Origin of the sequence: Variovorax sp. VRV01 (genome assembly GCF_014852545.1) — a bacterium.
GTDB classification, from domain to species: domain Bacteria; phylum Pseudomonadota; class Gammaproteobacteria; order Burkholderiales; family Burkholderiaceae_C; genus Variovorax; species Variovorax beijingensis_A.
Genome location: NZ_JACVBS010000014.1, coordinates 114,536 through 137,573 on the forward strand (window position 1 = coordinate 114,536; position 23,038 = coordinate 137,573).

General features: G+C 71.5%; 22 protein-coding genes. 11 read left to right on the forward strand and 11 right to left on the reverse strand.

Annotation, left to right across the window (positions count from 1 at the left end; genetic code table 11):
* Positions 1-21 precede the first annotated feature (21 nt).
* The 3 genes from IB278_RS23330 to IB278_RS23340 form a co-directional block, all read right to left on the reverse strand.
* A complete protein-coding gene (locus tag IB278_RS23330; RefSeq protein WP_192325669.1) occupies positions 22-1,092 on the reverse strand; it encodes an HlyD family secretion protein in 1,071 nt (356 codons plus the stop codon).
* A complete protein-coding gene (locus IB278_RS23335; RefSeq protein WP_192325671.1) occupies positions 1,089-2,489 on the reverse strand; it encodes an efflux transporter outer membrane subunit in 1,401 nt (466 codons plus the stop codon). The genes IB278_RS23330 and IB278_RS23335 overlap by 4 nt, the downstream gene beginning before the upstream one ends.
* 214 nt (positions 2,490-2,703) lie before the next feature.
* Positions 2,704-4,119, reverse strand: coding sequence for a phenylacetate--CoA ligase family protein (locus IB278_RS23340; RefSeq protein WP_225613094.1), 1,416 nt, complete (start codon positions 4,117-4,119; stop codon positions 2,704-2,706).
* Between the two features lie 117 nt (positions 4,120-4,236).
* Here IB278_RS23340 and IB278_RS23345 point away from each other — a divergent pair, with 117 nt between their 5' ends.
* Positions 4,237-6,915 (forward strand): GNAT family N-acetyltransferase, encoded by a 2,679-nt coding sequence (locus tag IB278_RS23345; RefSeq protein ID WP_192325673.1) that lies wholly within the window; start codon positions 4,237-4,239, stop codon positions 6,913-6,915.
* Here IB278_RS23345 and IB278_RS23350 read toward each other — a convergent pair.
* The 4 genes from IB278_RS23350 to IB278_RS23365 all read right to left on the reverse strand — a co-directional run bounded on the left by IB278_RS23350 (position 6,833) and on the right by IB278_RS23365 (position 10,586).
* A complete protein-coding gene (locus IB278_RS23350) occupies positions 6,833-7,261 on the reverse strand; it encodes a c-type cytochrome (protein WP_192325675.1) in 429 nt (142 codons plus the stop codon). The two genes, IB278_RS23345 and IB278_RS23350, sit on opposite strands and share 83 nt — an antisense overlap.
* Positions 7,262-7,361: 100 nt before the next feature.
* Positions 7,362-8,045 carry an ABC transporter ATP-binding protein gene (locus IB278_RS23355; protein WP_192325677.1) on the reverse strand — a complete coding sequence of 228 codons (684 nt, stop codon included), beginning with the start codon at positions 8,043-8,045 and terminating at the stop codon, positions 7,362-7,364.
* Positions 8,038-9,276, reverse strand: coding sequence for an ABC transporter permease (locus IB278_RS23360; RefSeq protein WP_192325679.1), 1,239 nt, complete (start codon positions 9,274-9,276; stop codon positions 8,038-8,040). Before IB278_RS23360 ends, IB278_RS23355 begins: the two co-directional genes overlap by 8 nt.
* Positions 9,273-10,586 carry an efflux RND transporter periplasmic adaptor subunit gene (locus IB278_RS23365; protein WP_192325681.1) on the reverse strand — a complete coding sequence of 438 codons (1,314 nt, stop codon included), beginning with the start codon at positions 10,584-10,586 and terminating at the stop codon, positions 9,273-9,275. Before IB278_RS23365 ends, IB278_RS23360 begins: the two co-directional genes overlap by 4 nt.
* Positions 10,587-10,801: 215 nt before the next feature.
* Here IB278_RS23365 and IB278_RS23370 point away from each other — a divergent pair, with 215 nt between their 5' ends.
* Both IB278_RS23370 and IB278_RS23375 read left to right on the forward strand, forming a co-directional pair.
* Complete coding sequence (locus IB278_RS23370; protein ID WP_192325683.1) at positions 10,802-11,278, forward strand: universal stress protein; 477 nt, start codon at positions 10,802-10,804, stop codon at positions 11,276-11,278.
* 34 nt (positions 11,279-11,312) lie between these two features.
* Positions 11,313-11,924, forward strand: a complete 612-nt coding sequence (locus IB278_RS23375) for a hypothetical protein (protein WP_192325685.1) — start codon at positions 11,313-11,315, stop codon at positions 11,922-11,924.
* Positions 11,925-11,962: 38 nt separating this feature from the next.
* On the opposite strand, the gene IB278_RS23380 is transcribed toward IB278_RS23375, so the two are convergent.
* The 3 genes from IB278_RS23380 to IB278_RS23390 all read right to left on the reverse strand — a co-directional run bounded on the left by IB278_RS23380 (position 11,963) and on the right by IB278_RS23390 (position 14,143).
* A complete protein-coding gene (locus IB278_RS23380) occupies positions 11,963-12,799 on the reverse strand; it encodes a universal stress protein (RefSeq protein WP_225613095.1) in 837 nt (278 codons plus the stop codon).
* A complete protein-coding gene (locus IB278_RS23385; protein WP_192325689.1) occupies positions 12,799-13,227 on the reverse strand; it encodes a hypothetical protein in 429 nt (142 codons plus the stop codon). Before IB278_RS23385 ends, IB278_RS23380 begins: the two co-directional genes overlap by 1 nt.
* 91 nt (positions 13,228-13,318) lie before the next feature.
* Positions 13,319-14,143 carry a universal stress protein gene (locus IB278_RS23390; RefSeq protein WP_192325691.1) on the reverse strand — a complete coding sequence of 275 codons (825 nt, stop codon included), beginning with the start codon at positions 14,141-14,143 and terminating at the stop codon, positions 13,319-13,321.
* A 158-nt stretch (positions 14,144-14,301) separates the two neighbouring features.
* Between IB278_RS23390 and mgtA the strand changes: the two genes are divergently transcribed.
* From mgtA to IB278_RS23425, 7 genes are all read left to right on the forward strand, one after another.
* Positions 14,302-16,902, forward strand: coding sequence for a magnesium-translocating P-type ATPase (mgtA, locus tag IB278_RS23395; protein ID WP_192325693.1), 2,601 nt, complete (start codon positions 14,302-14,304; stop codon positions 16,900-16,902).
* A gap of 111 nt (positions 16,903-17,013) precedes the next feature.
* Positions 17,014-17,457, forward strand: a complete 444-nt coding sequence (locus tag IB278_RS23400) for a universal stress protein (protein WP_192325695.1) — start codon at positions 17,014-17,016, stop codon at positions 17,455-17,457.
* A 67-nt stretch (positions 17,458-17,524) separates the two neighbouring features.
* Positions 17,525-18,415: a ribose-phosphate pyrophosphokinase gene (locus IB278_RS23405; RefSeq protein ID WP_412556334.1), complete on the forward strand. Its 891-nt coding sequence runs from the start codon at positions 17,525-17,527 to the stop codon at positions 18,413-18,415.
* Positions 18,416-18,517: 102 nt separating this feature from the next.
* Complete coding sequence (locus IB278_RS23410; protein ID WP_192325699.1) at positions 18,518-18,721, forward strand: DUF2892 domain-containing protein; 204 nt, start codon at positions 18,518-18,520, stop codon at positions 18,719-18,721.
* 141 nt (positions 18,722-18,862) lie between these two features.
* Positions 18,863-19,147, forward strand: a complete 285-nt coding sequence (locus IB278_RS23415; RefSeq protein WP_192325701.1) for a hypothetical protein — start codon at positions 18,863-18,865, stop codon at positions 19,145-19,147.
* A gap of 93 nt (positions 19,148-19,240) precedes the next feature.
* Positions 19,241-19,450, forward strand: coding sequence for a hypothetical protein (locus IB278_RS23420; RefSeq protein WP_192325703.1), 210 nt, complete (start codon positions 19,241-19,243; stop codon positions 19,448-19,450).
* Between the two features lie 30 nt (positions 19,451-19,480).
* Positions 19,481-21,145 (forward strand): PHA/PHB synthase family protein, encoded by a 1,665-nt coding sequence (locus IB278_RS23425; protein WP_192325705.1) that lies wholly within the window; start codon positions 19,481-19,483, stop codon positions 21,143-21,145.
* Positions 21,146-21,189: 44 nt separating this feature from the next.
* Here IB278_RS23425 and IB278_RS23430 read toward each other — a convergent pair whose 3' ends face one another.
* On the reverse strand, positions 21,190-22,032 hold the full coding sequence (locus IB278_RS23430) for a universal stress protein (protein ID WP_192325707.1): 843 nt from the start codon (positions 22,030-22,032) through the stop codon (positions 21,190-21,192).
* Between the two features lie 169 nt (positions 22,033-22,201).
* Here IB278_RS23430 and IB278_RS23435 point away from each other — a divergent pair, with 169 nt between their 5' ends.
* Positions 22,202-23,038: a universal stress protein gene (locus IB278_RS23435; RefSeq protein ID WP_192325709.1), complete on the forward strand. Its 837-nt coding sequence runs from the start codon at positions 22,202-22,204 to the stop codon at positions 23,036-23,038.

Below are 23,038 nucleotides of genomic sequence, written 5' to 3' on the forward strand. Positions count from 1 at the left end.
CACCCGCGCTGCCGGCCTGGCTCACGGGACCTTCAATGCCAGCCCGTCGGGCCATTCGGCCGCCGGGTCCAGCTTCACCCAGGCGACGCCCGGCAGGCCGGTCTTCACATGCGCGAGGTGCTTGCGCAGCAGGTCGCGGTCGATCCGCGCCTTGACCCGGAACATGAGCTTCTGCCGCTCGCTCGCCGTCTCGACGGTCTTGGGCGTGAACTGCGCCGCACTGGCCACGAACGAGACCCGCGCGGGCAGGACGTATTCGGGTGCGGCGTCGAGCACGATGTGGACCTCGGCGCCCTGCGCGAGCCGGCCGGCCACGACCTCGGGCACGAAGAAGGTCATGTACACATCCGACAGGTCCACCAGGCTGAGCACCTTGCCGCCCGGGCCGACCACCTCGCCCGTCTCGGCGATCCGGTACTGGACCCGGCCGTCGCGCGGCGCGACCAGGGCGCTGTCGTCGATGTCCGCGTCGATGCGGGCCACGGTGGCTTCGGCGGCCGCGACCATCGAGCGTGCGGCGCTGACCTGCGCGCGGGCGGCCAGCACGCCCGCCCTCGCCGCCTGCACCTGGGCGCGTGTCGCGGCCAATGCGGCCTGTGCGCCCAGCACGCGGGCGCGGTCGTCGTCCACCTCCTGCGCCGATGCGGCGCCTTCCTGCACCAGGGTCTCGGAACGCTTCAGCCGGCGCCGCGCGGCGTCGACCTCGCTTTCGCGCTGCACCACCTGCGCGATGGCCGCGTCGCGCTCGTTCTCGCGCACGTTGACCTGCGCCTCGGCGCTGCCGATGCCGACGATGGCCTGGGTGTGCCGCGCGCGGGCCTCGTCGCGCTGCGCCTCGAGCGTCTGCACCTGCATGCGGGCCAGCACCTGGCCGGCCGCGACGACATCGCCTTCCTCGACCTGGATGTCGCGCACCCGCCCTCCCAGCTTGCTCGCGATGTCGAACTCCGTGGCCTCGATGCGGCCGTTGCCGCTGACAAAGCCGCTCCCCGGACCGTCGCGGTGCAGGTGCGCCCAGAGGTACCCTCCGACGCCTGCCACGACGGCAGCCAGAGCCACCAGCAGGAGCAGCTTGCGCAGTCCGGTCTTCATGGTGCCTCCGGCGCCAGGGCCATGGCGAGCGAGCCGCCGCCGAGCGCGGCATAGACGCCGACACGGCTGGCCAGCGCCAGCCTGCGCGCCTGCACGCGTTGCTGCCCCGCGGCCAGCAGGTCGCGCTGTGCATCCAGGACCTCGAGATAGGCGGCGGCGCCGTTGTCGTAGCGCAGCTGCGCAAGGCGGGCGCGCTCGGTCTGCACGGCGAGCGCGCTCTGCGCGAGGGCCGCCTGCTCGGCGGACCAGCGGCGCGCGGAGAACGCGTCGGCGACGTCGCGGAAAGCCCCCTGCACGGTTTTCTCGTAGTTGGCCACGGCCTGCTGCCGGCGTGCCTCGGCCATTCCGAGGTTGGCGCGCCTGCGGCCCCCGTCGAAGAGCGGCAGCGACACGAGCGGCGAGAAGACCCAGGCACTGCTGCCGGCCGCGAAGAGGCCCTTGAGTTCGGCACTGGCCGTGCCTGCCGATGCGGTGAGGACAACGCGCGGAAAGAAGGCGGCGCGTGCGGCGCCGACGTTGGCGTTCTCGGCCTGCAACTGGTGTTCCGCGGCGGCGATGTCGGGACGGTCCAGGAGCATGTCCGACGGCAGCCCCGGGTCCGCGTCGCCCACCACGTCGTGCTCGGCGAGCAGGTCGGCCGCCGGCGCCAGGTCGACGGGCGCGCCGATCAGCAAGGTGAGCGCATGGGCCTGCGCCGCGCGGGACTGCTCCAGCTGCACACCGAGGGCGCGCGCCTGCATCAGGAGCGTCTCCACCTGCGTGACGTTCAGGCGCGAGGTGGCGCCCTCCTCCATCCGGCGGGTGAAGATGCGCAGGCTCTCCGCACGGCTGGCCGTGAACCGGCGCGCCAGCGCAAGGCGCTCGTCGGTCTCGCGCAAGGAGAGGTACCCGTTGGCGACCTCGGTCACCAGGCTGGCCGCGGCCGCGCGCCGGCCGGCCTGCGTGGCGAGGAAGTTCTCCAGTGCCGCGTCCTGCAGGTTCTGCAGGCGTCCCCACAGGTCGATCTCCCAGCTGGCCACGCCGATCCCCACGTCATACCTGCTGCCGATGATGGGCGTTCCGGTGAGGTTCAGGTCGCCCGGGACGCGGGACCGGTCGACCCCTGCCGAGACGCCGATGACGGGAAAGCGTTCGGCGCGCTGCGCCGCGAACATCGCGCGGGCCTGCGCCGAGCGGTGCAGCGCCATGCGCAGGTCCCTGTTGTTGTCGAGCGCCAGGCCAATCAGTTCGCGAAGCCTTGCATCGACGAAATAGTCCTGCCACTTCAGCTGCAATGCATCCGCGCCCTGCGGCCATTGCTGCTGCGGGAACAGCGCGGCCACGGTCGGCCGCGCGGCATCGTCCCGCGATGCCGACGCGCAGCCCGCCAGCACGCACGCCGCGGCAGCGGCGGCCATCCACCGGGCCGCGCGGCGCCTTCCCGGCCGCGCGCGCACCGCGCCGCCAGCTCCCGATCCATGTCGCGTTCGCCATTTGCTTGCCATGCGGCGATGGTCGCGGACGGCGCCGATGCCCGCGTTGATCCAACGCAAGGCCGGCGGGCCATGTCGCACCGCTTCACGGCGCGCGCCACACACCCCTGCCGACGATCCGGCGCCAGGCTCGCGCCCCTCACCCGGCGATCACGCGCCTCGTCTTGCCGCTGCGGCCGCGGTGGAGGTCCTCGCCGCAGCGGCAGCGGATGCGCACGCCCCGCGCCCCCTGCTTCGACAGGAAGGCCCCCAGTATTTTGCCGGCCTGTTCCAGGGCCTGCTGCGCCGCCGTCCCCTGCCTGCCGGTCTTCAGCAGCAGCTCGCGGGGACCCTGCTGTACGAGCTGGAAGTCGAACAGGCCGGCCTCCTCCTCGAGCACCGTGCTCACCGCCAGCGGCACCACTTTCACCGCCGGCATGCCGGCGCCTCCCGCCAGGCTCAGCGTGTCGTCGTCGCGCCCCTTCACCTCGATGGCCTGCAGGTGCGAGCCGCACCGGCAGGCCGCGCCGAGCAGCGTGACCTGGTCGCCCAGGTCGTAGCGGATCAGCGGCTGCAGGTGGTTCGCCAGGTTGGTCAGCAGGGTCGTGGCGCCGGCATGGCCGCGCGGCACGCCGCGGCCGTGCGCATCGACGGGCTCGAGGATGGCCCAGTCGCTGTTGAGGTGCAGCACGCCAAGCTCGCATTCGAAGGCCAGCGACAGGAACTCCGAGGCACCATAGCTGTTGGCCACCGGGCAGGCGAAGGCGTCGCGCACGAACGCGCGGCTGGCGGCCGACAGCGTCTCGCCGCCGGTCCAGATCTCGCGCGGCGAAGCCTTCAGCCGGCCGGCGCGGCGCTCCTGCGCCAGCAACAAGGCGGCGCTCGGGTAGGTCGCGACCACGGTGGGCGCGAAGGCGTCGAGCTCGGCGCACAGGTCGCCGATCGGCTGCAGGAAGGAGATGCCCCGCAGGCGCCGCGACAGGCCCGGCTGCAGATGCCGAAGGCGCTCGACCGATACGGTGCTGGCGAAGTGTCCTTCGGTGGCGCCCACGAAGGCGATGCGCTCGGCCAGGCCCAGCGGATCGAACAGCCGCCCGAGCGGCCGCAGCAGCGGGCGGCGCAGTGCCTCGAGCGCGTCGTACACCGCCATGGACCGCGCGTCCTGCACGAAGATCGCGGGTTCGCCGGTGCTGCCCGAGCTTTCCCACACGGTGTAGCGGCCCAGGTACGCCTTGGCGATGTTCGCGGGATCGGCGACGAAGCGGCGCAGCTCGCCGAGCGCGAGTGCCGGATCGCTCACCCAGGCCCCGAAATCACTCATCAGCTCGGCCTTGTGCGCCACCGGCAGGTCTTCGAGCCGCAGGCTCGCCGGATCGCGCCCGGCCAGCAGGCGCCGGTACCGCGGCGATCGCTCGGCCGCAGCCGCAAGGAGGGCCGCCAGCCGTTGCGCGCGCTGCGCGGCGAGCGACTCGGCCGAGGCCTGCGTGGCCATCGACACCTCGGCCGCGGCCACGCAGGCCTGCCACGGATCGAAGATCGGCGGCATCGGCCCAGTAGCGGCGGAATCGGTTCGCATGGCTCTGTGTTCCATCGAGTGCCCGAGCTTGGCCCTGCGCCGCGGCGACAGGTTGACATGCGTCAAGGCAGGGGCCGGCACCGCCCGGCACCATGAGCGTCCACTCCGGAGCCTCCCTTGAGCATTCGCCATCTCGATCGCCTGCTGTCGCCGGCCTCCGTCGCCGTGTTCGGCGCCTCCAACCGGCCCGCCAGCGTGGGCGCCACGGTCTGGCGCAACCTGCGCGCCGGCCGGTTCGCGGGGCCGGTGTATGGCGTGAACCCGAAGCATTCAACGCTCGACGGCGTGCCGATCTTCGCAACGGCGGCCCATCTGCCCGCGGCGCCCGACCTGGCGCTGATCTGCACGCCGCCGGCCACCGTGGCGCCGCTGGTCGCCGAACTCGGCGCGCTCGGCACCCGCGCGGTGGTGATCGTCACGGCGGGATTGAGCGCGGAACAGAAGAAGGCCGCGCTGGAGGCGGCGCGGCCGTTCACGCTGCGGCTGCTCGGGCCCAACTGCCTGGGGCTGCTGAGTCCGCACATCGGCCTGAACGCCAGCTTCGCGCACACCGATGCGCTGGCGGGCGACGTGGCCTTCGTCTCTCAATCGGGCGCGCTGGTCACGGCCGTGCTCGACTGGACGCGCAGCCGCGGCGTCGGCCTGTCGCACCTGATCTCGCTGGGCGACCACTGCGATGTCGACTTCGGCGACCTACTCGACCACCTGGCCAGCGACGCGCGCACACGATCGATCCTGCTCTACGTGGAGTCGATCGAATCGCCGCGCAAGTTCATGTCGGCCGCGCGGGCCGCCGCTCGCAACAAGCCGGTGATCGTGGTGAAGGCCGGGCGCGCCGGCAACGGCGTGAAGGCGGCCGCCTCGCACACCGGCGCGCTGGCCGGCTCCGACACGGTCTACGACGCGGCCATCCGGCGCGCCGGCATGCTGCGCGTCGACACCCTGCAGGAGCTGTTCATCGCCGCCGAGACGCTGTCGCGCTTTCGCGGCAATCGGCACACCACGCTCACGGTCATGACCAATGGCGGCGGCGCCGGCGTCATGGCCGCCGACGCCGCCGCGCACGAAGGCGTGGCGCTGGCGGAGCCCGGCGCCGCCCTCCTGGCCCGCCTCGATGCCGTCCTGCCGATCCACTGGTCGCATGCCAACCCGATCGACATCATCGGCGACGCGCCGGTCGAGCGCTACGCGGAAACCCTCTCGGCCCTGCTGGCCGACGACTCCGCGGGCGCCGTGCTCTTCGTGCATGCGCCGACCGCCATCGTGCGCGCCGAGGACATCGCGCGCGCCTGCCTGCCGCTGGTGCGCAGCCACGCCTCGCGCGTGATGAGCGCCTGGCTCGGCGACCACGCGGTGGCGCAGGCGCGCAAGCTCTTCGAGGACGCGGGCATCGCCGACTACGCCACGCCGGAAGAAGCGGTGCATGCCTTCGCCATGCTGCAGACCTACCGGCGCAACCAGGAGATCCTGACCGAGACGCCGAGCGCCAGCCCCCACACCGCGCCCGACAGCGCCGCAGTCCGTGCGCCGCTGGACGCCGCCATGGCCGAAGGCCGCGAGTGGCTGGGCGAGCAGGAGGCCAAGGCCCTGCTGAAGGCCTACGGGATCGAGGTCGTGCCCACGCTGGCGGTTGCGGCCACGGCCGAGGCGGCCGTCGAAGCCGCGCGCGGCCTGGGCTATCCGGTGGCGCTCAAGATCCTGTCGCGCGACATCACCCACAAGTCGGATGTGGGCGGCGTGCGGCTCGGGCTGGACAGCGATGCCGCCCTGGCCGGCGCCGCCCGCGAGATGCTCGAGGCGGTGCGAAGCGCCAGGCCGCTGGCGCGGATCGACGGCTTCACCGTGCAGCCCGCAGTGCACCGCCCGCATGCGCAGGAACTCATCGTCGGCGCCAGCATCGACAGCGTGTTCGGCCCCGTGATCCTCTGCGGGCAGGGCGGCACCGCGGTCGAGGTGATCGGCGACACGGCCATCGCGCTGCCGCCGCTGAACCGCGCGCTGGCGCACGAGCTGGTCTCGCGCACCCGCATCGCGCGCCTGCTGGCCGGCTTCCGTGACCACCCGCCGGCCCGGCTCGACGCGTTGTACGACGTGCTGGTGGCGGTCTCGCAGATGCTGGCCGACCTGCCGCAACTGGCCGAGCTCGACATCAACCCGCTGTGGGTGGACGAAAGCGGCGCGCTGGCGCTCGATGCGCGCGTCCGGCTGTCGCGCACGCCGGTGGCCGGCGCCGAACGCTTCGCCATCCTGCCCTACCCCGCGCAGTGGGTGCGCACGCAGGCCTGGAACGGCCGCTCGATCGTGGTGCGGCCGATCCGCCCCGAGGACGAGGCGCAGCACCGGCGCTTCCTCGAGTCGCTGGATGCGGAAGACATCCGCATGCGCGTCTTCTCGACCCGCAACGAGCTGCCGCGCAGCGAGCTCGCCCGCCTCACGCAGATCGACTACGACCGCGAGATGGCCTTCATCGCCGAGGGCGTCGATGCACAGGGCGGCGCCGAGACGCTGGGCGTGGCGCGCACGGTGAGCGACCCCGACAACGTGGAGGCCGAGTTCGCGATCATCGTGCGCTCCGACCTCAAGGGCCAGGGGCTGGGCACCCTGCTCTTCGAGCGCCTGATCGAGCACGCGCGCCGCCGCGGCATCGAGCGCCTGGTCGGCTTCGTGCTGCGCGAGAACACCCGCATGCTGAAGCTCTCGACCGCCATGGGCTTCAAGGCCGATCCGGCAGAGCCGCCGGCCTCGGGCCTGCGGCGAATGGTGATGGACCTGGCACCCCCGGCGACCCCGACCTGATCGCCGGCGTGAAGCCGTAGTAGCGCTCGTTCAGGAAGCGCGCGACCTCCGCGATGTCCTCGTCGCGCCAGCCGAGCGAGGCGGCCTGCTGCCAGCGCCGGACCTGTTCCTCGAGGCTGTTCCAGTCGGTGGCCAGCCTCCGGCTGCGCCAGTGCATCTGCGTGCTGTGGCAGGCGATGCAGTTCGTGTTGTAGAGCAGCTCGCCGCGCGACGGGCTCTGGGCGCGGGCCGGACTGCCCTGCAGCGCCGCCGCGGCCAGCACGGCCGCCGCCAGCTGCAGCGGGGCCGGCACGCGGCGCCCGCGCTTGCTTCGATGGCCGTCGAGCGGGGTCTGTGTCGAGCGCATGTTCGTCTCCTGTTCGGCCGCGGCGGGTGAAGGCACCATCGTCCGCGCAGTGCCCACCCGCCCGCTTGATCCAGCGCAATGGCTGCGTCGGACGCCGGCCTCAGCGCTCCAGCCGGCCGTCCACGACCCGGATGATCCTGTCGCAGCGCGCTGACAGCAGCGGGTTGTGCGTGACGAACAGAACGGCCATGCCGTGGTCGCGGTTGGCCTTCCGCAGGAGCTCGAACACGGCATCGGCGGACTTGGTGTCGAGATTGCCGGTCGGCTCGTCGGCCAGCAGCAGCGGCGGCGCCATGGCCAGCGAGCGGGCCACCGCCACACGCTGCTGCTGGCCGCCGCTGAGTTCGGTGACCCGGCTGTCGCGCCAGTTCGAAAGGCCCACGCTGTCGAGCAGCGCCGCGGCGCGCTGCGCCATGCCGTCGTTGAAGAAGGTGGCGTCGCCGAGCATCGGCATCATCACGTTCTCCAGCGCGGTGAAGCCGGCCAGCAGGTTGTGGTACTGGAAGACGAAGCCGATGCTGTGCCCGCGCAGCCGCGTGAGCGCATGGTCATCGAGCGCCCCGGTTTCCTCGCCGCCGATGCGCAGCGACCCGCTCGTGGGCCGGTCGAGCAGCCCGACGATATTGAGCAGCGTGCTCTTGCCCGAACCCGAGGGCCCCATCACGGCGCAGAACTCGCCACGCGCCAGCGTGAGGTCGATGCCGTGCAGCACCTCGGTTTCGTTCGCCAGCCCCAGGTTGAAGGCCTTGCGCACATCGCGCAGGCAGACGACCGGTTCAGCCACGGATGGCCACCACGGGGTCGAGCCGCGCCGCGCGCAGCGCCGGGGCGAAAGCCGCCGCCAGGCCGGTGAGGGTCGCCAGCAGCAGCGAGGCCACGAACAGGCCGGGCTCGATCGCCAGCGGGAAGAGCGGCGTGCCGTCCGGATTGAGCGCATAGCGCTGCCACAGCAGCAGCGCCACCAGGCCGATGCTCGAGCCGCCGACGGAACCGGTCAGCCCGAGCAGTCCCCCCTGCAGCAGGAAAACGCGCAGCACCTGCCCGCGCGAAATGCCCATGGCGCGCAGGATGCCGATCTCGCGCGACTTCTGCACCACCGACACCACCAGCACGCTGGCGATGCCGAAGGCCACCGACAGGGCGACGAAGAAGCGGATGGCCGTGTTCGAGGTCTTCTGCGCCTGCACGGCGGTGAAGAACTGCGCGTTCGTCGCGATCCAGCTGTCGGCCTGCACGCCGTTGGCGGCCGTGATGCGCTGGGCGACGGCCTCGGCGGCGTAGATGTCCTTCACCGTGACGTCGATCGCCGACACGCCGCCCACCAGGCCGAGCAGGCTTTGCGCCGTGCGCAGCGCCACGTAGGTGGTGCGCTGGTTGGCGGGCTTGCTGCCCAGGTCGAACAGCCCGGTCACCGCGAGCGTCTGGTCGCCGCCGCCGGCCGCGGACACGCGCAGCTTGTCGCCGACCGCCACGCCGAGATCGCTCGCCAGGTCGGTGCCGATGAGGATGTCGCTCGGCGTGAGGCGCGTCGTTCCGCGCACCATCTTCTCGGGCAGCGCCACGATGCGGAAGTACAGGGCCGGATCGACGCCGATCACCGAGATGGCGCGGCTCGCCTCGCCCCGGATCACCAGCGCGGAGCCGCTCGCGATGGGCGACACCACCGCCACCTCGGGCATGGCGCGGACCTGGGCCGCGAGCGTCTGCCACTGGTCGATCGACTTGAGCCGCTGCAGCGGCGCCTGGATGATCGCGTCCTCCAGCGGGCCGCCGCCTGCCGCCCGCACCGGCCCCAGCGGCCGCGCCACCTCCTTGGGTGGCAGCAGCTGGATGTGCGCCTGGGCCGTCAGCACGCGGCGGATGAAATTGGACTGCAGGCCGGTGAGCAGCGCCGACATGAACACGATCACGGCCACCCCGATGGCGATGCCCGCGACGATGAACAGGGTCTGCATGCGCCCCTCGCGCAGGAAGCGCAGCGCCACGATCCATTCGAAGGGCATCCAGCGGCTCATGGCAACGGCGCGCCGGTTTCACCGGGCACGGCCACCGCGCGCAGGCGCTGGCCGTCCCGGATGCCGCTCGTCCTCGCCGGCAGCACGAGATCGCCTGCATGCAGGCCGTCGAGCACCTCGCTCAGGCCGCCGCCGCGCAACCCGAGGCGCACCGGCTGCCGCCGCGCATGGCGCCCGTCGACCTTGAAGACCCAGGGACCGACGCGGTCGGCGTCATGCAGCGCATCGGAAGGTACCAGCACGGCCTGCAGCCGCTGCGCCACCTGGATGTCCACCGACACGGTCATGTCCTGCCGCAGGTAGGAGGGCGGATCGGGTACGTCCAGCTTGACCTCCACCGAGCCGCGCTGCACGTCCACGCCGGGGTTGATGTAGGCCAGTTCGGCCGCCAGGCGCTGGGCGGGGTAGGCGTCCGCCGATGCGAGCGCCTTCTGTCCGAGCGCGAGCGACTGGAGGTTCTTCTCATCGATCTGCACCACCAGCTGCGTCTTGCCGGCCGGCGACAGCACCATCAGTGCCTTGCCGGGCTGCACCACGTCGCCAGGCTCCACGGCGCGGTCGATCAGCGTGCCGGCCGCCGGCGCAACGATGGTCGCGTAGACCAGGCGCGAACGCGCCGCGGCCGCGCCGGCCCGTGCCTGGTCGAGCGCGGTGACCGCCACCGCCTCGTCGCTTCCGCCCGCGCGTGCGCTGTCGAGCTGGCTCTGGCTTGCGCGCAGCTGCGATTCGGCCAGGTCGACCGCCTTGCGCACGTCGTCGAGCGCGGCCTGCCCGACGAAGCCCTGGTTGAACAGGTCGGTGTTGCGGCGCAGCTGTGCGCGCGCGTTGTCGAGGTTCACCTGGGCCTGCCGCACGGCTTGCGCGGCCACCGGCGCCTGGACCTCGCGCAGCAGGCGCAGCCGCGCCCGCGCCTGCGACACCGCCGCATCCGCCTGCGCCACGGCGGCGGCCAGTTCCGCGCTTTCGAGCTCCACGAGCACCTGGCCCGCCTCGACGCCCTGGCCCTCCGCCACGGGCACGCGCCGGACCGTGCCGGTGAGCTGGGTCCCGATGTTCACGCGGTGCGGCGCCTCCACATGCCCGCTGGCCACCACCGACTGGACGAAGTCGCGCTGCACGACCGCACTCACCTCCACGCGCGGCCCGAGCAGCCAGCGAGGCCCGAGCCATGCGCCCGCGGCCAGCAGGGCCGCCACGGCGAGTCCGCCCGCCACATGCGGCCTGACAGCGGCCCAAAGCCGCCTGGAATGCTGCGGCAATCCCGGCCGCGGCAACTCAGGCTTCAGCGGAGCAGGAATGCGTGAGGACATGGCAGGCGGGCGGTTCAGCGCGCAGTTCGGATGGAAGGGCTGCCAGTCTCGCCCCATGGACCCAAACAACCTTGACACGCATCAAGGCGCGCACGTTCGCGCCATATTGACCTGGCGCAAGGCCGCCGCCGATGGCCAGGCGAAGAATCCGTCTGTCCGCAGCGCCGGGGCCGGCGACGGATGCCTGTTTCAAAAGCGGTCCCGAGGAGAACGCCATGTCCCTGTACTCGCATGTCCTGGTTCCGCTGGACGGCAGCCCCACCGCCGAACGCGGGCTGCAGGAAGCCATCCGCCTGGCTGGCGAGCTCAAGGCCAGGCTGCGGCTGCTGCACGTGATCGACGATTTCCCGATGCTCGCGCAGATGTCCACCATCTCCAGCTTCGAGGCCGGACTCCAGAAGATGCGGCAGTACGGGGAATCGGTGCTTGCCAAGGCCCAGGCCCAAGCAACTGCGGCCGGCCTGGTGGCGGAGACCGTGCTGCGCGAGATCACCGCAGGACGCATCGCCGACATCGTCGTCGAGGAGGCCGGCAAGGCAGCCTGCGACCTGATCGTGATCGGCACTCACGGCCGTCGCGGCATCGGACGCGCGCTGATGGGCAGCGACGCCGAGCAGATCCTGCGCAGCGCGCCGGTTCCCGTGCTGCTGGTGCGACAGGAAAAACCGCCTGAGGCGGCCGACCATGAATGAATTCAATGCATTCCCATCAACCAAGGAAACCACCATGACATCCAGGAAACTCCGCTTCTTGCTGGTCCCGCTCGCCGTGGCGCTGAGCAGCATCGCCTTTGCCGCGGACAGCACCGCGCCGGGTCAGCTGAGCCCGCCCTCCGGCACGACCCAGAAGGCCCGGGACGCCGCCGGCCGGGCCGCACGAGAGGCCGAGAAGGCCGCGCGCGAAGCCGCCGACGCCGCAAAGGCCGCGGCCGAAAAGAGCGAGGTCGCCACCGGCAAGGTGTCGAAGGCGCTGGCCGAAGGCGTGCGCCGCGCCGCGCGCAAGGCCGCCGAGGCCGCCACCCGGCTGGAGGAAAAGGCCGGCACCTCGGCGAGCAAGGCGCTCGACGAAAGCAAGGAAGCCACGCGCGCGGTCCAGGAGGAAAGCAGGAAGGCCTCGGCCGCTACCGCGGAAGCGCTGCAAAGGGCGGAAGAGTCGCTCAAGCGTTCCGCCGAGGCCAGCAAGGAGGACGCCGAAAAGGCCGCCCAGGCCACGCGCGAGGCGCTCGACAAGGCCGTGGACGCCACGCGCAGCGCCGCCAAGGCCGCCGCGGACGCGTCTGCGCGGACGGTCGAGGCCGTGAAGCATGCGGCGCGCCGCACGGAACCTGCAAAGAAATGACGCCGCCCGGCGCCCGCTGATAAAGCCCCCGTCCCACGTCAATGGGCCATGAGGACGGGGATGCGGGTTCGCGCCAGGACATTGCGCGTGGCGCCCCCCAGGATGCGCTCTCGCGCCCGGGCGTGCCCATAGCCGCCCATCACGATCAGGTCGGCCGCCAGGGCCGACGCGCGCGCCAGCAGGGCCTCGCCGATTTCCCCGGCTGCCGCGCCGCAGTCGACATCGGCGCGAATGCCGTGCCGCAGCAGCCAGCCGTCCAGGTCGTCGGGGCAGGGCGCGCCGGCCGATGCGCTGGCGCCGTCCGCCAGCAGCGACACCACCGTGACCTGGCTGGCCTGGCGCAGCAGCGGCAGCGCGCCGTGCACCGAGAGTGCCGCCTCCCGGCCGCCGTCCCAGGCCACCAGGACCCGGCCCAGCGCGCCATCGAAGCGCCCCGCGCGCGGCACGACGAGAACGGGCCGGCCCGCATGCAGCATGACCTCTTCGGGCAGTTGCCGCGCCCGGGCGTCCACCGCCGCCTGGCGGTCCGGCTGGCCGACCACGACCAGGTCGCTGCCGTGGCCGTGGTCGACGACGGCATCCACGGGGTCGCCATGCACCAGCCGGATCTCGCACGGCGGCGAGCCCGCGTCGCGCAGCCGGCAGCGGAAGACATGCGCGACGGCCTCGGCCCGCCGGCGCTGGTACAGGGAAGCTGCGGCCATGAGGGCGGCGGTCTCAGGGGCCTGCGGGAGGGCCGCCGCCCCGGCCTGCACGCCCGTGGGAACGATGCCCAGCAGGTGGCTGCCATGCTGCCTTGCCAGCCGGGCCGCGAGCAGGGTGCGGGCTTCGCAGCGCTCGGTGTGGTCGAGATGGAGGGTGATCGTCGAGAGCATCACGGCTTCCTTCGGGATGGCGATGCCGGCGCCAGCGCCGTGTGCAAGGTGCGCAGGGCCTCGGCCACCACGGCCTGCCGGGGCACGGCGTCGAGGGTGGAACGCGACGGTGCGGCCTGCTGCCGACGCTGCTCGGGCGCGCGGGTGGTGCCGCCGCTGCCCGGCGGGCAAAACGCCAAGACCGCCGAGGCCTGGGCCGACGCGGTGCGCCGGAGGGCGTTCACCGACGCCACGGCCAGGGCCTGCCAGTCTGCGGCCTGCGCAACCGCGTCCGCCTCGGCGCGGGTCTCGGCCGCACCGTCGCGCAGCGCATGCGATCCGAGTTCGAGGCATTGCGCCGCGCTGGTCTCCAGCATGTCGAGCGTGTGCAGCCACACGCCCCATTGCGCCTTGCAAAGCGCCAGGGGAAAAGTGAATTCGGTGCTCATGGCGATGTGTCCTCCGGATCGGCGACCCGCATGCACGGATGCTGGCGGCAGGCAGGCGCGCATGCCTTGCGCGGGATCAACTCCGCGCCGCTCAGTGCGACATCAGCACGGGCAGCGTCATCGATTCCAGGATCGACTGGGTGGCGCCGCCCAGCACCCATTCGCGCGCCCGGCTGTGGCCGTAGCAGCCCATGACCAGCAGGTCCGCGCTCAGGTCGGCGCAGAAGGAAAGCAGCTTGCTGCCGGCATCCGCGTCGTCGTCGCCGCCGGGATGCAGCTCGAGATTCCGCACGCCCTGCACCCGCAGGTAGTCCTGCAGGCTCTGCAGGGAGGCCTGCGCGTCCTCGCCATAGGCCACGGCATGCACGCGGGTCGCCGTGCGCAGCCACGGCAGCGCGGCCGTCACCGCGCGCGCGGCCTCGCGCGTTTCCTTCCACGCCACCAGCACGGTGCGCCCGACGGGGCCGATCGGCCCCGCGTAGGGCAGCACCAGCGCCGGCCGGCCGCTCTGCACCAGCAGGCTGGGCAGAAAGTCGCCCGGGAGCTCGCCGTGCGCCGGGTCGTTCCCATTGCGCTGGCCCAGCACCAGCAGGTCGGCATAGAGCGCGCGCCGGGCGAATCCCAGGGGCCCGTCGCTCTCCGGCTCGGCCCAGTGCAGGTGCTGCGAGCCCGCGCGGTTCGCCATGAAGGTGGCGTACATCCTGTCGCGCGCCGCCTTGTCGATCTCCTGCATGATCGCGACCGCCTCCGCCGCGGCCTCGACGGCGAACGGGTAGCGCACGAGTGCGGACAGCGTGCACGGCTGGCCGGTGACTTCGGCATCGAAGGTCTCGGCCAGCTCGCGGGCCAGCGCGATGCGCGCCGTCGTGCGCTCCGAACCGTCGAGGTGAAGCAGGATCGATTTCGGGGTCTGCATGAGGGCTCCTGGTGCTCGGGCAATGCGATGGGCCGACCTTAGGCCGCCGCTCCCCGGCTGGCCTTGCGCTGGATCAACCGCCTGCGGACTTCCGCGCCGCCGCGCCGATGCTTGATCGGGCGCAAGGCCGGGACGCGCCGGCAGGCCTAGCCTGGGGCATGCGCCCCTCAGTTCCACACCCTTCGCACGCCAACGCCGAAGCCTGCGTCCCCGAGCCATGGTGGCTTGGTGCGCACACGGGCGCCGCCTGGGGACTGTCGCAGCTGCAGGCCGACGAGGCGCGTGCACGCTGGGGGACCAACAGCTTCGAGCCGCAGGCGAAGCGCTCGCTGGCACTGCAGTTCCTCGCGCGGCTGCGCAATCCGCTCGTCCTCGTGCTGCTCGCCGCCAGCACGATCTCGGCGGCCACGGGCGACATCGCCAACGCCGGGATCATCGTGCTGATGGTGCTGCTGAGCGTGACGCTCGACTTCGTGCAGGAGCACCGCGCCAGCAACGCCGCCGAGAAGCTGCGCGCCTCGGTGGCGCTGCGCGCCCGCGTGCTGCGCGACGGCGCCACGCGGGAGATTCCGGTGACCGAGGTGATGCCGGGCGATCTGATGCTGCTGTCGGCGGGCGATCGCGTGCCGGCGGACGGCCTGGTGCTGGAGGCGCGTGACTTCTTCGTCAACCAGAGCCTGCTGACCGGGGAGTCCTACCCCGTGGAGAAGCGCCCGGACGCGCCAAGCGGCGATGCCCCCGAGCTGCAGGACGCCCTCCACGCGGTGTTCATGGGCAGCACGGTGATCAGCGGCAGCGCGCGCGTCGGCGTCATGGCCATCGGCCCACGCACCGCGCTCGGCGAGGTGGCGAGCAGCATCCAGGTCGAACCGCCGCCCACCGCGTTCGAGATCGGCATGCACCGCTTCGGCCTGATGATCATGCGGTTGACCCTGCTGCTGGTGCTGTTCGTGCTGCTGGTCAACGTGGTCCTGCATCGGCCGCTGCTCGACTCCTTTCTGTTCGCGGTGGCGCTCGCCGTCGGGCTCACGCCCGAGCTGCTGCCGATGGTGGTGTCGGTCACGCTTTCGCGCGGCGCCATGCGCCTTGCCGGGCGCCGCGTGATCGTCAAGCGCCTGGCCTCGATCCAGAACCTCGGCGCGATGGACGTGCTGTGCACCGACAAGACCGGCACCCTGACCGAGGCGCGCATCAGCCTGGCCTGTTGCGCCGACGCGGACGGCCGCGACAGTGCACGGGTGCTGATGCTGGCCCACCTCAACAGCACCTTCGAGAGCGGCCTGAAGAGCCCGCTCGATGAGGCACTGCTGGCGCACCCGATGGACACCGCGGCCTGGAAGAAGATCGACGAGGTGCCCTTCGACTTCGAGCGCCGGCGCGTCTCGGTGCTGCTCGACCGCGGCGATGCGCGCTGGCTGGTGGTGAAGGGCGCGCCGGACGACGTGCTGGCCCTGTGCAACCGCTTCGAACGCGACGAGGGCCGCTCGCCGGCACCGCTGGACGCGGACGCCCTGGTGCAGCTGCGCGAGCGCTGCCATGCGCTCGAACGGCAGGGCCTGCGCGTGCTGGGCGTGGCCTGGCGCGATGTGCCCGCAGACCATCCGCATGCCGACGTGCGCGACGAGAGCGCGCTGGTGTTCGCCGGCTTCGCCGCCTTCATCGATCCGCCCAAGGCCGGTGCGGGCGAAGCCATGGCCGCGCTGGCGAGGAGCGGCGTCCACGTGAAGATCGTGAGCGGCGACAGCGAGCTGGTGACGCAGCACCTGTGCACGCTGCTGCGCATCCCGGTGGCGGGCGTGCTCACGGGGCAGGAGATCTCGGCCATGGACGATATCGCGCTGCGCGCCCGCGTGGGCCGCACCACCCTGTTCTGCCGCGTCAACCCGGCGCAGAAGAACCGGATCATCCTGGCGCTCAGGACGCGCGGCCACGTGGTCGGCTACCTCGGCGACGGCATCAACGATGCCCCCGCGCTGCGCTCGGCCGATGTGGGGCTGACCGTGGACAGCGCGGTCGACGTGGCGCGGGAGGTGGCGGACATCGTCATGCTCGACCACGACCTCGGCGTGCTGCACGAGGGCGTGCTCGAAGGGCGGCGCACCTTCGGCAACGTCATGAAGTACATCATGATGGGCACGAGCTCCAACTTCGGGAACATGCTGAGCATGGCGGGCGCCTCGCTGCTGCTGCCCTTCCTGCCGATGCTGCCGGCGCAGATCCTGCTCAACAACGTGCTCTACGACCTGTCGCAGGCGGCCATCCCGCTCGACCGCGTGGATGCCGCCGACCTGCACCGGCCCCGCACGCTCGACATGAAGTTCATCCAGCGCTACATGTGGCTGTTCGGCGCGATCAGCTCGGCCTTCGACGCACTGACCTTCTGGCTGCTGATCCAGGTACTGCACGCCGATGCCCCGCTGTTTCGCACCGCCTGGTTCGTCGAGTCGCTCGCCACCCAGGTGCTGGTGATCTTCGTGATCCGCACCCGCGGCCGGCCCTGGGCCAGCCGCCCCGGCGCGGCGCTCTCCGTGGCATCGCTCCTCGTCGTGGCCGCCGCGCTGCTGCTGCCTTTTTTGCCGCTGGCCAGGTTCTTCCATTTCGAGCCGCCGCCCGCGATCTTCTTCGCCTGGCTGGCCGGCATGCTGGCGGCTTACCTGGCGCTGGCGGAGATGGCCAAGCGATTCTTCTACGCCCGCCTGGCGGGCGCCGCGCCTTCGCGGGTGCGCCGGCCGGCGCCGCACCGCCGGGCCCGGGCCTGACCCGCCCCGATGCGGCGCCCCTGCGGCCGCTGCAATGTCCCTTGATCTGAATCAACGCACGCCGCGTGCCGCGAGCCTAAGCTCGCGGCACACACTCCATCGGAGACTCTCATGTTCAAACGCATCCTCGTTCCCACCGACGGTTCCGCGCTCTCGAAGAAAGCAGTCGCGAGTGCGATCTCCCTGGCGGCCCAGAACGACGCCGATCTCGTGGCGCTCCATGTGGTTCCACGCTACCAAAGGAGCTACTTCGACGGTTCCATGACCGTCTCCGCCGAGGACGTCAGCCGCGTCGAGAAGCAATGGAACGACAAGGCCGTGGCCATGCTCGATGCCGTGAGCGCGCGCGCCAGGCAGGACGGCGTGCGCATCAAGACGGCGACGGTCAGCTCCGACCTGGTGGCCGAATCGATCATCGCCGCAGCCAAGAAGCACAAGAGCGACCTGATCGTGATGGCATCGCACGGCCGAAAGGGCATCAAGCGATTGCTGCTGGGCAGCGAGACGCAGCACGTGCTGGCGCACTCGGCGCTTCCCGTGCTGGTCCTGCGATAGTCCGCCACCGTCGGCCTGCCCTGCGCCAAGTTCACAGCGCGGCGGGAACCCAGGCATTCGAATGACCATGCCCGTCGTCGCGGTCGCGATGCCCGGAAACGGCCAGCTCGCCGACGCGCTGGCCGCGTGCCTCGGCCTGGAACGCGGCGCGGCCACGGTGCGGCGCTTTCCCGATGGAGAGTCCTACGTGCGCATCGAATCGCCGGTCGACGGACGCGGGACGCTCATCGTCTGCACGCTCGACCGGCCCGACGACAAGCTCGTGCCGCTGTTCCTGCTGGCGGCGGCGCTGCGGGAAGCCGGCGCAACCTCGGTGGGCCTGGTCGCGCCGTACCTGGCCTACATGCGGCAGGACCGGCGCTTCCAGCCCGGCGAGACGGTCAGCGCCCGGCATGTGGGCGCATGGCTCTCGCAATGTGCCGACTGGCTCGTGACCGTCGATCCCCACCTGCACCGCATCACCGACCTGTCCCAGGTCTGCAGCGTTCCGTCGGGCGTCGTGCATGCCTCGCCGAGCGTGGCGCAGTGGATTCGGGCCCATGTGCGCGAGCCCCTGCTGATCGGTCCCGACGAGGAAAGCGCCCAATGGGTCGGCGCCGTGGCGCAACATGCCGCGGCCCCGTTCATCGTGCTGAGCAAGACGCGCCGCGGCGATCGCGACGTCGAGGTCTCGCTGCCCGATGTCGGGCGCTGGCGTTCGCACACGCCGGTGCTGGTGGACGACATCGTCTCGACCGCCCGCACCATGATCGAGACGGTCGGCCACCTGCGCCGGGCCGGTCTCGCCGCCCCGGTGTGCGTGGCTGTCCACGCCGTGTTCGCGCAGACCGCGTTCGAGGATCTGCGCTCCGCCGGCGCGGGCGACATCGTCAGCTGCGACACCATCCGCCATCCATCCAACCGGATCCGGCTCGCCCCCGCCATTGCGGCGAGCGTCCGCGCGCTGCTGCCCGCCTGAGGGAGCGGACACATCCGGAGCAGCCCCCGCCTCCTTGATCTGCCTCAATGCCCGACGGGCCGGCGCCGCACAAGATGCGCTCCTGCCCGCAAGGAGAAACGCATGTCCTTCCTGTCCAAAAACATCGGCCCCCTCGAACGCACGGCGCGCGTGAGCGGCGGCACGCTGCTCATCGTGCTCGCCGCCACCGAAATCATCGGCCGCTGGGGCTACATCGGCGTGGTGCCGCTGCTGACCGGGGTGATCGGCACCTGCCCGCTCTACTCGCTCTTCGGCTTCAGCACCTGCGCCCGCGCCAGGCGCTGATCGCCCGGCAGACCCGCCATGTCCGTCCTCCAGTGGGTCGCGGTGGCGCTGGCCGCGGTGCTGTCTGCCGCGGGTGCGTGGCTGTTGCTGAACATGTTCGTCTTCTGGGTCACGCTCGACTGAGCCCATGGAGGTCTGCCCATGTGCCTGAACCTCTTGAGGGCGCTGTCCGAAGCGCCGCTGCCCTGCACCCGGGCCGATGCCGCGGTGATCGACAGGCTGCACGTGCTCGACGCCGCCGGTCTGATCACGGTGCGGATTCCACCGCCGCACGCCGCTGTCGATCCCATCCAGCGACAGGATGCAGCCACCGTGCTCGAGATCACACCGCGCGGACGCGAAGCCCTGCGCACGAACAGGGTCGAGGACGAGCGGCCCCTGATACCGACGATTGACACAGTGTTTCCGTCTGATGCGCAGCATTGATGATGCAGCCAAGCACGGGTTCTAAATTGGTATGGCGCGATTCGTTTTCCGATGGCAATGGCGAACGCAAGCGCAACGCCCAAGGAGACCAAGATGGACACACTCACTGCATCCGGTGGCTACGAACTTCGGTTTCAACCCCTGTTCGACAATCACCGCGCCTTCGTCTTTCCATGTGACGCGGTCGGCCATGTGGACATGGATTCGCTCAGCGAGCGGACGCTCAACAACTACCTGTATGCACGCGCGATGATGGGACTGGAACTTTCCTGGCCCGAGGTGCGCCTGAGCCGGCCGCACTGACCACCCGCGAGCTTTCCGCAACAAAACACCATGAACGCAGAGCCCGACGAACTCGACCGAACCTTGCACGCACTCTGGGGCCACCTGGGCGGAGGCATGTCGCCCGCAGCGCAGATGCTGGCGTGGTCGGACTGGGCCGTCCACCTCGCGACGCAGCCCGGCCGCGCGATCCGCGCCGCCATCGACGGAGCCGCGGTCCAGGCACCCGGGACGGTGCACGAGCCGCGCCTGTCGGGACCGCAATGGGATGCCTGGCCGTTCAGCCTGTACCGGCAGGCCCACGAGGCCGCCGCCCACCGCCTGCGCACCTTCATTCACGGCGTGCCCGGCGTGGACCGCCACCATGAACAGCTGGTGGCCTTCATGGCACGGCAATGGCTGGAGCTGCTGTCGCCGGCCAACGCCGCGGTCACCAATCCGCAGGTGCTGCAGAAGATCGCAGCCACCGGCGGCGGCTGCCTGGCGAGCGGCGCGATGCACTGGGCCGAGGATGCCGGCCGCATGGCCTTCGGGCGTGCACCGGCCGGGGCGGAGTCGTTCAGGCCCGGACATGAAGTCGCGCTCACGCCCGGACAGGTGATCCTGCGCAACGAGCTCATCGAGCTCATCCAGTACGCCCCCGCCACGCCGACGGTGCACGCCGAACCGGTGCTGATCGTCAGCGCCTGGATCATGAAGTACTACGTGCTCGATCTCTCGCCGCACAATTCGCTGGTCCGCCATCTCGTGGCCAACGGGCACACGGTCTTCGCGATCTCATGGCGCAACCCGCAGGCGGCCGACGCGGAACTCGGCATGGCCGAATACCTGCGCCTGGGCATCATGGGCAGCCTCGACGCGATCGAGGCCGTGGCGCCCCGGCGCCGCGTCCATGCGGTGGGCTATTGTCTCGGCGGCACCCTGATGGCGATCGCCGCGGCGGCCATGGCGCGAGACAAGGACGACCGCCTGGCCACGCTCACCCTGCTGGCCGCGCAGACCGACTTCACCGAGCCGGGGGAACTGGGCCTCTTCATCGACGAAAGCCAGCTGGCGTTCCTGGAGGACATCATGTCCCGCCAGGGCTACCTGGGCGCGGAGCAGATGGCGGCGGCTTTCCAGGCCTTGCGCCCGGGCGACCTGCTCTGGGCGCCGATGGTGCGCAACTACCTGCTGGGCGAACGCGTGCCGGTGACCGACCTGATGGCCTGGAACGCAGACGGCACGCGCATGCCGCACCGCATGCATGCCGACTACCTGCGCAGCCTGTTCCTCGACAACGCGCTGGCCGAGGGCCACTACCTGGTCGACGGACGGCCGGTGTCGCTCAACGACATCGACGTGCCGGTGTTCGCGCTCGGCACCCGCACCGACCACGTGGCACCCTGGCGATCGGTGTACAAGATCAATCTGCTGTGCGACACCGAGGTCAGCTTCGTGCTGACGGAGGGCGGCCACAACGCCGGCATCCTGAGCGAGCCGGGGCATCTGCACCGCAGCCACCAGCTGCTGAAGCGCACGAGGAACGCGCCGTACGTGGCGCCGGACGAATTCCTCGACCGCGCGCAGCAGAGGGCAGGCTCCTGGTGGCCCTGCTTCCAGCAGTGGCTGGCGGCGCATTCGGGACCGAGGCGGCGGCCGCCGGGCATGGGTTCGCCGCGGCACGGCTACCCGCCGATCGGCGACGCGCCGGGCGCCTACGTGCTCGGGCGCTGAGTTCCCGGCGCGGCCGCCCGCGGCGGCGTGCCGCCGTCGCGCCCTCAATGCGCCATCAGGACCGGCACGCTTGCCCGCGCCAGGATCTGCCGCGTGACGCCGCCCAGAACCATTTCCTGCACACGCGGGTGGCCATAGCCCCCCATCACGAGCAGGTCGGCGCCCAGTTCCGAGACGCGCGACAGCAGCGCAGCGGCGACATCGCTGCCCGCGACATCGCGCTCGAAGCTCGCCTGGATGCCGTGGCGCGCCAGGAAGCGGAGCATCTCCGCGGCGGAGGGCGGCCGATCGTCGCCCGCCTCCTGCGGCCTGCGGAAGTCCACCAGCGTCACCCGGCGGGCGCGCTGCAGCGCCGGCAGCGCCGCCTGGAGCGCCACGGCGGCCTCCCGCGAACCGTTCCAGGCCACCACCGCGTTCCGCGCGACGCCCTCGAAATCGCCGTCGCAAGGCACGACCAGCACCGGCCTGCCCACTTCCATCAGCACATGGCCGACCAGGCCGTGCACGGCGACGTCCCTCGCGCCCGAGCCGTCGTCGCGGCCCAGCACGACGAGATCGCTCGCGCGACCGTGTTGCACCACGGCATCGGTCGTCGCTGCGTCGACCACACGAAGCTCGTGCGCGACGGCACCCGTTGCCGCGACGGCTTGCTCGAACTCCCGGCCGATGGTCTCGGCCCGGCGGCGCAGGTAGTCGGCCGACGCCGCGATGAAGTCGCCCACTTCCGGGGCAATGGCATCGGCCGGAATCACGCCGTCGTACCGTCCCGAGGGCACGAGGCCGACGAGATGGCTGCCGTGTGCTCCGGCCCATCGCGCCGCCAGCGCGGTGCGCGCCGCGCAGCGGTCGGAATGGTCGAGATGCACGAGGATGGTTTTGAAGTTCATGGACGGTCCCCGATCGGCAGTGGGATGCACCTTTGGCGCGGCAGAGAGACGGATGGGCGCATCTTCGGCGGCCGCGGTGCGGTGGCCTTGATGCCGATCAAGCCCGCGCACCGTTCCTCATTGCGCTGGCGCAAGGCATGCGCCGCTGCGCCGGCGCAGCATGGCCGCCATGCGCACGCTTCCATCGATCCTCGTCCACCTGGACGGCACCGTCCGCGCCGAAACGCGCTTGCGCTTCGCCCACCAGCTCGCCCAGGCCCATGGGTCCGCGTTGACCGGCTTCTTTGCGGTCGCGCCGCCGGTGCTGCCGGCACTCGCCCTCCCCGGGGGCCTGCCGGCCATGCCGATGCGGGGGCCGGTCGATCCCGATCACCGGGCGCGTGCCCTCGCGACCTTCGAACGCGCCCTGCAGGACAGCGCCGTTCGCAGCGACTGGCAGGAGCTTCGCGGCGAGCCGGTCGTCGAGGCCTTCGTGCGCCGCGCCCTGACTGCGGACCTCATGGTGCTGGGGCAGCGCGATCCCTTCGACGCCACCGGCTTCGACGTGCCCGGCGATTTCGTCGAGGCAGCGCTGCTCGGCAGCGGCAAGCCGGCCCTGATCGTTCCCTTCGCAGGCGAACCGCCGGCGCGGTTGCGGACGGTGCTGGTCGCATGGCGCTCCACCCGCGAGGCCGCGAGTGCGCTGGCCACCGCGACACCGGTGCTGTGCGGGGCGACGCAGCTTCACCTCGTCTGTGCCGCGGAAGACGGCCCGGGCGACCCGCTGTCCGGGATGGCGGCCGTTCGCGACTGCCTGCGGATGCGGGGCATCGAGCGGGTGCACGAGCATGGGCTTGTCGAGGCGCGGAATCCCGGCAAGGCCCTGCTGTCGCTGGCCACTGAGGTCGGTGCCGACCTGATCGTCATGGGCTGCTACGGCCACAGCCGGGCAAGGGAACTGGTGCTCGGCGGCGTCACGCGCACCGTGCTGGAATCGGCCACGCTGCCGGTCTGGATGGCCCATTGA